Source organism: Kluyvera ascorbata ATCC 33433, from assembly GCF_000735365.1.
GTDB lineage: Bacteria > Pseudomonadota > Gammaproteobacteria > Enterobacterales > Enterobacteriaceae > Kluyvera > Kluyvera ascorbata.
Window position 1 is genome coordinate 1 of record NZ_JMPL01000009.1, and the last position, 13,063, is coordinate 13,063.

Consider the following 13,063-nt stretch of genomic DNA (forward strand, 5'->3'; position numbering starts at 1 on the left):
ACGATTTGATCCCCATCTTTAGCGTATTCCCGGCGTCGCTGGCGCTTGGCCGGGCTACGTTTGTACTTGCCTGTAGCCCGGACGAGGTGCTACGCACCGACTCCGGGAAGGGCGCAAAATTCACCACGACTTTTTTCATAGAATCGGCTATCTTGTTTAGCATATAAAACATATTGCCGTGGTAACGGCGAATCTTCGCCGAATAACCGTTTATTTCGTTAAGCCAGTAAAACGAGAAGCATGATGAGCGTGATGTTTGATCCAGAAGCCGCAATTTACCCGTTCCCGCCGAAACCTGTCCCGTTGAGTTTCGATGAGAAGCAATTTTACCGCGAGAAAATCAAGCGGTTGCTCAAGGAACGTGATGCCGTCATGGTGGCGCATTATTACACCGATCCTGAAATCCAGCAGCTTGCGGAGGAGACCGGGGGCTGTATTTCTGATTCCCTGGAGATGGCACGTTTCGGAGCGAAGCATTCTGCCTCAACCCTTCTGGTCGCTGGCGTTCGTTTTATGGGTGAAACGGCAAAAATCCTCAGCCCTGAAAAAACGGTTCTGATGCCAACGCTGAATGCCGAATGCTCTTTGGATCTCGGTTGTCCGATTGAGGAGTTTAATGCCTTTTGCGATGCCCATCCAGACCGTACCGTGGTGGTCTATGCCAACACCTCGGCAGCGGTAAAAGCACGCGCCGACTGGGTGGTCACCTCCAGCATCGCTGTCGAGCTGATTGAACACCTCGATAGCCTGGGAGAGAAAATCATCTGGGCACCGGACCGCCACCTTGGTCGCTATGTGCAAAAACAGACCGGTGCCGATGTACTTTGCTGGCAGGGAGCATGTATCGTCCACGACGAATTTAAAACCCAGGCCTTAAGCCGAATGAAATCACTGTACCCGCAGGCAGCGGTGCTGGTGCACCCGGAATCTCCACAGGCGATTGTAGATATGGCCGATGCCGTCGGTTCAACCAGTCAGCTGATTAATGCCGCCAAAACGCTACCGCATCAGCAACTTATCGTGGCAACCGATCGCGGTATTTTCTACAAAATGCAGCAGGCCGTGCCGGATAAAGAGCTGTTCGAAGCGCCGACCGCCGGTGAAGGGGCTACCTGTCGTACCTGCGCGCACTGCCCGTGGATGGCAATGAACGGCCTGAAGGCGATTGCTGAAAGTCTGGAGAACGGCGGGGCTGCCCATGAAATTCACGTTGATGAACAGCTGCGCCAGGGCGCACTCGTTCCGCTGAACCGAATGCTGGATTTTGCGGCTACACTACGAGGATAAACCTCTAACGCGCTGGAGTTAAAATGGATTTCTTTAGTACGCAAAATATTCTGGTTCATATACCGCTGGGTGCGGGAGGGTACGACCTCTCGTGGATAGAAGCAGTTGGGACGGTCGCCGGTCTGCTCTGCATCTGGCTGGCAAGCCTTGAAAAGATCGTGAACTACCTGTTTGGTCTGATAAACGTAACGCTGTTTGCGATTATCTTTTTCCAGATTCAGCTTTACGCTAGCTTGCTGCTTCAGCTGTTTTTCTTTGCCGCCAATCTGTACGGCTGGTACGCGTGGTCGCGGCAAACCAGTCAGAATGAGGCTGAGCTTCAGATTCGCTGGCTGCCGTTGCCAAAGGCGCTGAGCTGGCTGGCGGCATGTGTAGTGGCGATTGCGTTGATGACGCTCTACATCGACCCCGTTTTCGCCGTGCTTACGCGTGTTGCGGTCAACGTGATGCAGGCAATGGGCGTGAACGTGGTGATGCCGACGCTACAGCCGGATGCGTTCCCGTTCTGGGACTCCTGCATGATGGTACTGTCGATTGCGGCGATGGTGTTGATGACACGCAAATATGTCGAGAACTGGCTGCTTTGGGTCATCATCAACGTCATCAGCGTGGCGATTTTTGCCCTGCAGGGCGTTTATGCGATGGCGCTGGAATATCTGATCCTGACCTTCATTGCCCTGAACGGTAGCCGGATGTGGATGAATAGCGCACGTGAACGGGGTTCTCGCGCGCTGTCCCATTAGTGGTGGTGATGATGCCCGTGTTCGGAATGCGCCTCGTTAAGGTGGCATTCCGGGCCGTTACAGGGCTGGTATTCCATCTGCACCGTCGCATGGTCTATCTGATAGTGTTCTTCAAGGAAATGATGAATACGGTCCAGCAGCGCATCGTGATCGTGCGGTGGCACGACCTGAACGTGCAGCGTCATCAAGGGTTTTTCGCCGACTAGCCAGACGTGCACGTGGTGAACATCGCGTACTTCCGGAAGCGAACGGCGCATATTGCGCTTTAACGCGGCAACGTCAACCGACTGCGGTGCACCTTCCAGCAGTTCATTCATACTCTCTTTCAGCAATGACCAGGCGCTGCGCAGCACCAGGCAGGAGACCAGTACCGACAGGATCGGGTCGATAGGCGTCCAGCCGGTAGTCATAATCACTACTGCCGCGATAATCGCGCCGACAGAACCGAGCAAGTCGCCCATGACGTGCAGCGCCGCAGCGCGCACGTTCAGGTTTTTCTCTTCACTGCCGCGATGCAAAATCCAGAAGGCCAGAATATTTGCCAGCAGGCCAGCGACAGCAATGGTCATCATGGTGACGCCAGCGACCGGCTGCGGATGATAGAAGCGCTGCACGGCCTCCCAGACAATCAGGATGATGATAAACAGCAGGGCGATGGCGTTGACGAAGGCGGCGAGAGTGGTCAGGCGCAGCCAGCCAAAGGTATGACGCCCGCTCGGTGGCCGGTTGGCAAAGCGAACAGCCAGCAGCGCAAACAATAACGCGGCTGAATCAGTCAGCATATGCCCGGCATCGGCGAGCAGCGCCAGCGATCCGGAGACAACCCCGCCAATCGCCTCGACGACCATAAAACCAGCGGTGACCCCAAAAGCCAGCAATAATCGACGGGCGTTGCCATCATTCTGCGTGGTGTGCGAGTGTGAATCATGCCTATGCGCCATGACGCTCATCCTTCCCTATTTGAGTGTGACTATCTGACATCATTGCAGATCTTTGCTTTTTCCGCACAGAAATAAGCAACGTAATCCCACGGGTAAAAATAGCGTCTAATGCGATAAGTGATATTGAAATATATTGTTTTTAAATTAATTTGCAGATAATTATGTTTGTCATTACTGCTTAAACTCTAATTAATTGCTATTAAATTCTAGTTTGTAGGGTTTTTTTAGTCATTATCCGGCTAAAGTGTAAAAGCCAGTTTACACTTTTTGGCTGACGATATAGATTGAAGGGATTGCACCCAATTGTATAAGTATGGCAACACTGGAACAGTCATGAATTATCAGAACGACGATTTACGCATTAAAGAGATCAACGAGTTATTACCTCCTGTAGCGCTCCTTGAAAAATTCCCAGCCACCGAGAATGCCGCCAATACGGTGTCTCATGCCCGCAAAGCGATCCATCAGATCCTGAAAGGTGAAGACGATCGTCTGCTGGTAGTGATTGGTCCTTGCTCTATTCACGATCCGGTTGCTGCCAAAGAGTACGCGCAGCGCCTGCTGAAAATTCGCGAAGAGCTGCAGGGTGAGCTGGAAATCGTTATGCGCGTCTACTTTGAAAAGCCGCGTACCACCGTTGGCTGGAAAGGGCTGATTAACGATCCGCATATGGATAACAGCTTCCAGATTAACGATGGCCTGCGTATCGCGCGTAAGCTGCTGCTTGATATTAACGACACTGGTCTGCCAGCAGCGGGCGAGTTCCTGGATATGATCACCCCGCAGTACCTGGCTGACCTGATGAGCTGGGGCGCGATTGGCGCGCGTACCACGGAATCTCAGGTTCACCGTGAGCTGGCTTCCGGCCTCTCTTGCCCGGTCGGTTTCAAAAACGGTACTGATGGCACGATTAAAGTAGCCATTGATGCCATCAATGCTGCCGGTGCGCCGCACTGTTTCCTGTCGGTTACCAAATGGGGTCACTCTGCGATTGTAAACACCAGCGGTAACGGCGATTGCCATATCATCCTGCGCGGTGGTAAAGAGCCAAACTATAGCGCTTCCCATGTGGCGGCGGTGAAAGAGGGTCTGGCGAAAGCAGGCCTCCCGGCACAAATCATGATTGATTTCAGCCACGCTAACTCCAGCAAGCAGTTCAAAAAGCAGATGGAAGTGGGCGCTGACGTTTGCAAACAGATTGCCAACGGCGAGAAAGCGATTATGGGCGTGATGATTGAAAGCCATCTGGTAGAAGGCAATCAGAACCCAGATAGCGGCGAGCCGCTGGTGTATGGCAAAAGCATCACCGATGCGTGCATTAACTGGGAAGATACCGACGTTGTACTGCGCCAACTGGCGAATGCAGTCAAGGCTCGACGCAGCTAATTCCTTACCTCATTTCGTCTTAAAACCGGCTAACCATGCCGGTTTTTTTATATAAAAACCTCGTAATCATAAAGGGTTATCTCAAGCCCTTAAAAGTTTTGAAATGATTGAGATCAAATTTACACATACATATCGATCGTAATATAAATATTTACATAACGATTGATAATACAAATGAATAAACCTACCCAATTGGCAACGCTGTTGCCGCTACTTATCACTCTGGCGCCGCAAAGCGCGCATGCTAAATCTTCTACCGAAGACACCATGGTGGTGACCAGCCAGCCCGAAGCCGATACTACGCACGCGGCTTCCGGCGCGGGATTTAAAACTAACGATATCGATGTGGGCCCGCTCGGCACCAAATCCTGGGTTGATACGCCTTATTCCAGCACCACCGTCACCAAAGAGATGATCGAAAACCAGCAGGCGCAAAGCGTCAGCGAACTTCTCAAATACTCACCCAGTACGCAAATGCAGGCGCGCGGCGGCATGGACGTTGGACGTCCGCAGAGCCGCGGCATGCAAGGCAGCGTGGTGGCGAACAGTCGCCTGGATGGGCTGAACATTGTCTCTACGACGGCATTCCCGGTGGAAATGCTGGAGCGATTGGATGTGCTTAACAGCCTGACAGGTGCGCTTTATGGTCCGGCGAGCCCTGCGGGTCAGTTTAATTTTGTGGCGAAACGCCCAACGGAAGAAACGCTGCGAAAAGTGACCTTAGGTTATCAAAGCCGCAGCGCGTTCACCGGCCACGTTGACCTGGGTGGACACATTGATGATGAGCATCGTTTCGGCTATCGCGTCAACGTGCTGAATCAGGAAGGTGAGGGGAACCTGGATGACAGTACGCTGCGCCGTAAGCTGCTTTCCGTTGCCTTCGACTGGAATATTCAGCCTGGCACGCAGCTACAGCTCGATGCCAGCCACTATGAATTTATCCAGAAAGGTTATCCAGGAAGCTTCAGCTATGGTCCCGGCATTAAACTGCCTTCCGCGCCGAATCCAAAAGATAAGAACCTGGCGTTGCATACCGCCGGTAACGATCTGACGACCGATACCATCAGTACTCGACTCATTCACTATTTCAATGATGACTGGTCTGTGAACGCCGGAGTGGGCTGGCAGCAGGCGGATCGCGCCATGCGCAGCGTGTCGAACAAAATCATCAACAACAACGGCGATATTAGCCGCTCGATGAAAGACTCTACGGCCGCCGGACGTTTTCGCGTGCTGAGTAATACGGTAGCGCTGAACGGGCATGTGGATACCGGTTCTATCGGGCATGATGTTGCGCTCTCGACGACGGGCTACGTATGGTCACTGTACAGCGCAAAAGGCACCGGGTCGTCATACAGTTGGGGAACCACCAACATGTATAACCCTTCCTCAATGGAAGAGCTGGGTGATGGGAAAATTCGTACCAGCGGCGATCGCTATAAATCCAGCGTAAACACGCAGCAGAGCATCACTCTGGGCGATACGGTCACCTTTACGCCGAAGTGGTCTGCGATGTTCTACCTTAGCCAGAGCTGGATTCAGGCGCAGAACTACAATAAAAGCGGTAGCAAAACCAGTCAGGTTGATGAGAATGGCCTGAGCCCTAACGCCGCGATTATGTACAAAATCACGCCGAACGTGATGAGCTACATCAGCTATGCTGAATCGCTGGAACAGGGCGGCACTGCGCCGACGGATAGCGGGGTGAAAAACGCTGGTCAGACGCTCGATCCTTACCGTAGCAAGCAGTACGAAATGGGTCTGAAGGCCGATGTCTCCGGGATGAACCTGGGTGCGGCGCTGTTCCGTCTTGAACGCCCGTTTGCTTATGTTGACCCGACGGAAAATGTCTATAAAGAGCAAGGTAATCAGGTCAATAACGGGCTTGAGCTGACGGCTTCCGGCAACGTTTGGCAGGGGCTGAATATCTACAGCGGTGTGACCTTCCTTAATCCAAAACTGAAAGATACCGTTAGCAGCGCGACCAGTGATAAACAGGTTGTTGGGGTGCCTAAAGTGCAGGCTAACCTGCTGGCAGAGTACAGCCTGCCATCGATGCCTGAATGGGTGTACAGCGCGAACGTGCACTATACCGGTAAGCGCGCCGCCAACGATACCAATACCGCCTGGGCCAGCAGCTATACAACCTGGGATTTAGGCACTCGATATACCACTAAAATCAGCAACGTACCGACCACCTTCCGCGTAGTGGTCAATAACGTGTTTGATAAGCATTATTGGGCGTCTATTTTCCCATCAGGTACCGATGGCGATAACGGTTCCCCAAGCGCCTTTATCGGTAGCGGCCGTGAAGTTCGCGCATCCGTAACGCTGGACTTCTAAAGGAAAATGGCATGACGATAAGTCATCTTATCCCCGCGCTAGCCTGGCTGGTGGCGGGGAGCCTGTTTGCTGCCACGCCGCAAAGTGATGTTCGCATTGTCTCGCCGTGGCCAGCGCAAAACACCATCATCGCCATGTTGGGCTACGGCGATAATATTGTCGGGACCTCCCAGGTTGCCAAACGGATCCCGCTCTTTCGCCAAAGCCTACCGCGGATTGACGATGTACCGGTGGTGAGCGTCAACAATGGGCATGAACTGAATCCTGAACGCATTCTTTCGCTTCGCACTCAGCTCCTGTTCGTGCCGAAATCAATGAGTATTCCTCGCCAATCCCTACTGGAAGGCGCGGGGGTTCGCATATTGGCCTTTGAGGCGAATTCGATGGCGGCGCTCACCGAGAGGGTACAGAAAACGGCAGATGTGCTGGGGCCAGATGCCCAGGAAAAAGCCGCGCGCTATCAGCACTATTTTGACCATAACGTTGCGCTGGTGGCCTCACGACTGAAAGACCTGCCGGATAATGAGCGACGCGCGGTGTATCACAGTATGGGCAACGCGCTGACCACCACCGGTAAACCGTCGTTAAATCAGGACTGGATGGACCTTGCCGGTGCCCGTAACGTGGCTGAAAACTGGTTTGCGGCTAAACCTAATCGTGCCGGTGAAGTCTCACTGGAACAGATTCTGGCGGCTAATCCGGCGGTTATCGTTGCCATGAATAAACGCGATGCCGATGAAATGATGACGTCGCCACAGTGGGCTCAGGTTGATGCGGTGATTCACCATCGGGTGTACGTGAACCCTAAAGGGATGTTCTGGTGGTGTCGGGAGACGAGCGAAGAGGCGTTACAGTTCCTGTGGTTGGCAAAAACGCTTTATCCTCAGCGATTTACCGACGTGGATATGCGCCAGGAAACGCGACGCTTTTATCAGACGTTTTTTGCACTCTCGCTTAGCGACGCGCAGATTGACGAGATACTCAATCCGTCAAAATAGAGGAAATGCCGGATAGCGAAAACTATCCGGCATTGGTGTATTACTTCGCTTTACCCTGGTTCGCTACGGCAGCTGCTTTCGCAGCGATTTCGTCAGCGTTACCCAGATAGTAATGTTTGATTGGCTTGAAGTTCTCGTCGAACTCATACACCAGCGGTACGCCGGTTGGGATGTTCAGTTCGAGGATTTCGTCTTCGCCCATGTTGTCCAGGTATTTCACCAGTGCACGCAGGGAGTTACCGTGAGCGGCGATGATCACGCGCTCACCGCTTTTCAGGCGTGGCAGAATGGTTTCGTTCCAGTAAGGGACGACGCGTTCGATGGTCAGCGCCAGGCTTTCGGTGGTTGGCAGCTCTTTATCGGTCAGCTTCGCGTAACGCGGGTCGTGGCCCGGGTAGCGCTCGTCATCTTTGGTCAGCTCTGGTGGGGTTACCGCGAAGCCACGGCGCCACTGTTTAACCTGCTCGTCACCGTATTTTTCAGCGGTTTCAGCTTTGTTCAGACCCTGCAGCGCACCGTAGTGACGCTCGTTCAGCTTCCAGGATTTCTCAACCGGCAGCCAGGCCTGATCCAGTTCATCCAGCACGTTCCACAGAGTGTGGATGGCACGTTTCAGCACGGAGGTATAAGCAAAATCAAAGCTGAAGCCTTCAGCCTTCAGCAGTTTACCTGCCGCTTTTGCTTCGCTAACGCCTTTCTCAGACAGATCAACGTCGTACCAACCGGTAAAGCGGTTTTCGTTGTTCCACTGACTTTCACCGTGACGAACCAGTACCAGCTTAGTTACAGCCATACTCTCACTCCTCAAGCTTTATTGAATGATAACAATTCTCATTATATTGCCGCGATAGGCTCGACGGCAACGCTTATGCATAACCATAGCGAAAATAGTGCTCCAGTGTAAGGTGCATGTGAATCAGGCGTTATGATTTTGTCTTTGCGTGGCGCAATTTTCAGCGATGTGCCTAAAACTTCGTCGAGAGAGTGGGGAAATACCCAGCGTCGCTTCGCTCGGCCGGGCTACGCGTAGGCCGGATAAGCGAAGCGCCACCCGGCAAAACGTAATATTACAACGCGGTAAACTGATATTCCGTCAGGCTGACATACTCATCGCCTGGGCGCAGCACGCAGTCCGGCTGCGGCCACTCTGGATGGTTCGGGCTATCCGGCAGGAACTCGCTTTCTAGCGCCAGACCTTGCCAGGCGGCGTAAGGCTGCGGGCTACGGGATAACGTGCCGTCCAGATAGTTACCGGAATAGAACTGAATTGCCGGTGCGGAGGTATAAACCGCCATCTGTAGCTTTTCATCTTCAGACCAAACGTTGGCGACCACTTTACTGGCATCGCCTTTTGCCTGAAGCAGGAAAGCATGATCGTAGCCTTTCACTTTCTTCTGGTCATCGTCGCTTAGGAAATCCTGCGCCACGGTTTTCGGTTCACGGAAATCGAAGCTGGTGTTCGCAACATCTTTCAGCCCATCGTGCGGGATCCCACTCTCATCAACCGGCAGATAAGCATCCGCCAGCAGCTGCAGCTTGTGATTACGCACATCGGTCTGATTGCCGTCGAGGTTGAAATAGACGTGGTTTGTCAGGTTCACCGGACAGGCTTTATCGACGCTTGCGCGGTATTCAATCGAAATACGATTATCCTCGGTGAGGCGATAGGTCGCCTTTGCCTGAAGCTCGCCCGGATAGCCCTGGTCGCCGTCAGGTGAGGTGAGGATGAAAACGGCCTCCGTTGGGTTCTGAGAGGCAATCGCCCAGCGGCGCTTGTCAAAGCCTTCAGGACCGCCGTGCAGCTGATGCTGACCCTGGCTTGGCGCAAGCTCGACCGTCTTCCCGTCCAGCGTATAGCGGCTGTTGGCGATACGGTTAGCATAGCGGCCAATAGACGCGCCGAGGAACGCCGCCTGCTCGGTATACTGTTCCGGCGACGCACAGCCCAGCAGCGCTTCGCGCACGCTGCCGTCTTTCATCGGAATGCGCGCAGACAAAAGCGTGGCGCCCCAATCCATTAACGTCACCACCACGCCATTGGCGTTGCGTAACGTAATCACTCGGTACGGCTGGCCATCTGCGGCCAGCGCTGGCGTTTCTCTTAGCACTGTCCTGCTCCTTGTGACGGTTTGCAGACGTAGAACGTCTCTTTAATTCCTGTTTTGGCTTCGTACTGTTCGGCCACGGCCTGTTTCACCGCAGGCACCAGCGTTTCAGGGATCAGCGCCACGATGCAGCCGCCGAATCCGCCGCCGGTCATGCGTACGCCGCCCTGGTCGCCGATGGTTGCTTTCACGATCTCAACCAGCGTATCAATCTGCGGCACGGTGATTTCGAAATCATCACGCATGGAAGCGTGGGACTCAGCCATCAATTGGCCCATACGCAGCAGGTCGCCTTTTTCCAGCGCAGCGGCCGCTTCAACGGTACGCGCGTTTTCAGTCAGCACGTGACGCACGCGCTTAGCCACAATCGGGTCAAGCTCATGGGCAACGGCGTTGAATTCGTTGATGGTCACGTCGCGCAGCGCTGGGCGCTGGAAGAAGCGTGCGCCGGTTTCACACTGCTCGCGACGCGTGTTGTACTCGCTGCCGACCAGAGTGCGTTTGAAGTTACTGTTGATGATGACGACCGCGACGCCTTTCGGCATGGATACCGCTTTGGTGCCAAGCGAACGGCAGTCGATCAACAGCGCGTGGTCTTTTTTGCCGAGTGCCGAGATAAGCTGGTCCATAATGCCGCAGTTACAGCCGACAAACTGGTTTTCTGCTTCCTGGCCGTTCAGCGCAATCTGCGCGCCGTCGAGCGGCAGATGATACAGCTGCTGGAAAACGGTGCCGACCGCTACTTCCAGAGACGCCGATGAGCTCAGGCCCGCGCCCTGCGGCACGTTGCCGCTGATAACGAGGTCTGCGCCGCCAAATGCGTTATTGCGTTTTTGCAGATGCTTCACCACGCCGCGTACGTAGTTTGACCACTGCTGGGTATCGTGGCTAACGATCGGGGCATCGAGAGAGAACTCGTCGCTCTGGTTGTCGTAGTCGGCGGCAATCACGCGTACCAGGCGGTCATCACGCGGCGAGCAGCTGATTACCGTCTGGTAATCAATGGCGCACGGCAGAACAAAGCCGTCGTTGTAGTCGGTGTGTTCACCAATCAGGTTAACGCGGCCCGGAGCCTGAATAATGTGGGTAGCAGGGTAGCCGAATTTCTCAGCGAACAGGGTTTGGGTTTTATCTTTCAGACTCATTGTTATTCTCCGGACTCGCGAAAGTGGATGTCGCTGACCGCACGCAGGCGTTCAGCCGCTTGTTCTGCCGTCAGGTCACGCTGGGTTTCTGCCAGCATTTCATAGCCAACCATAAATTTGCGCACGGTAGCGGAGCGCAGCAGCGGCGGATAGAAATGGGCATGCAGCTGCCAGTGTGCGTTCTCTTCTCCGTTAAACGGTGCGCCGTGCCAGCCCATAGAGTAGGGGAAGGAGCACTGGAACAGGTTGTCATAACGGCTGGTCAGTTTTTTCAGCGCCAGCGCTAAATCGTCACGCTGTGCTTCGGTTAAATCGGTAATACGCAGCACGTGCGCTTTTGGCAGCAGCAACGTTTCGAACGGCCACGCCGCCCAGTACGGCACCACCGCCAGCCAGTGCTCGGTTTCTACGACCGTGCGGCTACCATCGGCCAGCTCGCGGTTAACGTAGTCAACCAGCATTGGCGATTTTTGCTCGGCGTAGTACTCGCGCATCAGGCGGTCTTCACGCTCAATCTCGTTTGGCAGGAAGCTGTTAGCCCAGACCTGTCCGTGCGGGTGCGGGTTGGAGCAGCCCATCGCCGCGCCTTTGTTTTCGAATACCTGTACCCACGGGTACTGCTGGCCAAGCTCTGCGGTCTGCTCCTGCCAGGTTTTCACCACGGCTTTCAGCGCATCGACGCTCAGCTCCGGCAGCGTTTTGCTGTGGTCTGGCGAGAAGCAAATCACCCTGCTGGTGCCGCGTGCGCTCTGGCAGCGCATCAGCGGATCGTTGCTTTCCGGCGCGTCCGGCGTGTCGGTCATCAGCGCAGCAAAGTCATTGGTAAAAACGTATGTGCTGGTGTAGTCGGGGTTTTTATCACCCGTCACCCGGGTATTACCTGGGCATAAAAAACAATCCGGATCGTGCGCGGGCAGCGTTTGTTTTGCTGGTGTCTCTTGCGCTCCTTGCCAGGGGCGCTTTGCACGATGCGGTGATACAAGGATCCACTGGCCGGTTAACGGATTAAAACGGCGGTGTGGATGGTCGACGGGGTTAAATTGCGTCATGACAAAATCCTTAGTCTGGATATCCCTGAGGATGACGGGACTGCCAGTTCCAGGTGTCCTGCGCCATTTCGTCAAGGTTACGGGTTACGCGCCAGTTCAACTCCTGGTCAGCTTTGGTTGCATCGGCCCAGTAAGCGGGGAGATCGCCATCGCGACGTGGAGCAAAATGGTAATTAATCGGTTTGCCACAGGCCTTGCTGAACGCGTTAACCACATCCAGCACGCTGCTGCCAACGCCTGCGCCCAGGTTGTAAATATGTACGCCAGCTTTGTTCGCCAGTTTTTCCATCGCGGCGACGTGGCCGTCGGCGAGATCCATGACGTGAATGTAGTCACGCACGCCGGTACCGTCGGGCGTTGGGTAGTCGTTACCGAAAATGGCCAGCGATTCGCGACGGCCCACGGCGACCTGTGCGATGTACGGCATCAGGTTGTTCGGGATGCCCTGCGGGTCTTCGCCCATATCGCCAGACTGATGAGCGCCCACCGGGTTGAAATAGCGCAGCAGCGCAATGCTCCAGTCCGGCTGCGCTTTTTGCAGGTCGGTCAGGATCTGTTCAACCATCAGTTTGCTCTTACCGTACGGGCTTTGCGGCGTGCCGGTCGGGAAGCTTTCAACGTAAGGAATTTTTGGCTGATCGCCATAGACGGTTGCGGAGGAGCTGAAGATGAAGTTTTTGACGTTGGCGGTACGCATGGCGGCAACCAGACGCAGGGTACCGTTGACGTTGTTGTCATAGTACTCCAGCGGCTTTTGCACGGATTCACCGACGGCTTTCAGGCCCGCGAAGTGAATCACCGCCTCAATGGCGTGATCCTTGAGGATCTCAACCATCAGCGCTTCGTTACGAATATCACCTTCGACGAAGCTCGGCTGCTTGCCGCCCAGGCGGGCGATAACCGGAACGACGCTGTGCTTGCTGTTGCACAGGTTATCGAGGATGACAACATCGTGGCCTTGTTGCAGCAGTTGCACACATGTGTGGCTTCCTATGTAACCGCTACCACCTGTAACCAATACTTTCATTTTTAGCTCCGTTAAGCTTATGGCATGGAATAACCTTAG

The 13,063-nt window shown here is 54.4% G+C and carries 11 protein-coding genes; 5 read left to right on the top strand and 6 right to left on the bottom strand.

Going from position 1 to position 13,063, the window contains the following annotated elements; all coding sequences use genetic code 11:
• Nucleotides 1-243 precede the first annotated feature (243 nt).
• Nucleotides 244-1,287 carry a quinolinate synthase NadA gene (gene nadA / locus GKAS_RS04175; protein ID WP_035892194.1) on the top strand — a complete coding sequence of 348 codons (1,044 nt, stop codon included), beginning with the start codon at nt 244-246 and terminating at the stop codon, nt 1,285-1,287.
• Nucleotides 1,288-1,310: 23 nt separating this feature from the next.
• Nucleotides 1,311-2,030, top strand: a complete 720-nt coding sequence (gene pnuC, locus GKAS_RS04180) for a nicotinamide riboside transporter PnuC (RefSeq protein ID WP_035892195.1) — start codon at nt 1,311-1,313, stop codon at nt 2,028-2,030.
• Here pnuC and zitB read toward each other — a convergent pair.
• Nucleotides 2,027-2,971, bottom strand: a complete 945-nt coding sequence (gene zitB / locus GKAS_RS04185) for a CDF family zinc transporter ZitB (protein ID WP_035892197.1) — start codon at nt 2,969-2,971, stop codon at nt 2,027-2,029. The genes pnuC and zitB overlap by 4 nt on opposite strands.
• Before the next feature lie 333 nt (nt 2,972-3,304).
• On the opposite strand from zitB, the gene aroG reads away from it, so the two are divergent.
• From aroG to GKAS_RS04200, 3 genes are all read left to right on the top strand, one after another.
• Nucleotides 3,305-4,357: a 3-deoxy-7-phosphoheptulonate synthase AroG gene (aroG, locus tag GKAS_RS04190; RefSeq protein WP_035892198.1), complete on the top strand. Its 1,053-nt coding sequence runs from the start codon at nt 3,305-3,307 to the stop codon at nt 4,355-4,357.
• A gap of 174 nt (nt 4,358-4,531) precedes the next feature.
• Nucleotides 4,532-6,700, top strand: coding sequence for a TonB-dependent receptor (locus GKAS_RS04195; protein WP_035892199.1), 2,169 nt, complete (start codon nt 4,532-4,534; stop codon nt 6,698-6,700).
• 11 nt (nt 6,701-6,711) lie between these two features.
• On the top strand, nt 6,712-7,698 hold the full coding sequence (locus GKAS_RS04200; protein WP_035892200.1) for an ABC transporter substrate-binding protein: 987 nt from the start codon (nt 6,712-6,714) through the stop codon (nt 7,696-7,698).
• Between the two features lie 40 nt (nt 7,699-7,738).
• On the opposite strand, the gene gpmA is transcribed toward GKAS_RS04200, so the two are convergent.
• The 5 genes from gpmA to galE all read right to left on the bottom strand — a co-directional run bounded on the left by gpmA (nt 7,739) and on the right by galE (nt 13,024).
• Nucleotides 7,739-8,491, bottom strand: coding sequence for a 2,3-diphosphoglycerate-dependent phosphoglycerate mutase (gpmA, locus tag GKAS_RS04205; protein ID WP_035892201.1), 753 nt, complete (start codon nt 8,489-8,491; stop codon nt 7,739-7,741).
• A 274-nt stretch (nt 8,492-8,765) separates the two neighbouring features.
• Nucleotides 8,766-9,806 carry a galactose-1-epimerase gene (galM, locus tag GKAS_RS04210; protein WP_035892202.1) on the bottom strand — a complete coding sequence of 347 codons (1,041 nt, stop codon included), beginning with the start codon at nt 9,804-9,806 and terminating at the stop codon, nt 8,766-8,768.
• The gene (gene galK / locus GKAS_RS04215) at nt 9,800-10,948 is read right to left on the bottom strand and encodes a galactokinase (RefSeq protein WP_035892203.1); all 1,149 of its coding nucleotides are present in this window, start codon (nt 10,946-10,948) and stop codon (nt 9,800-9,802) included. The genes galM and galK overlap by 7 nt, the downstream gene beginning before the upstream one ends.
• 2 nt (nt 10,949-10,950) lie before the next feature.
• On the bottom strand, nt 10,951-11,997 hold the full coding sequence (gene galT, locus GKAS_RS04220) for a galactose-1-phosphate uridylyltransferase (RefSeq protein ID WP_035892205.1): 1,047 nt from the start codon (nt 11,995-11,997) through the stop codon (nt 10,951-10,953).
• A gap of 10 nt (nt 11,998-12,007) precedes the next feature.
• Nucleotides 12,008-13,024: a UDP-glucose 4-epimerase GalE gene (gene galE, locus GKAS_RS04225; protein ID WP_035892206.1), complete on the bottom strand. Its 1,017-nt coding sequence runs from the start codon at nt 13,022-13,024 to the stop codon at nt 12,008-12,010.
• Between the last annotated feature and the right edge of the window lie 39 nt (nt 13,025-13,063).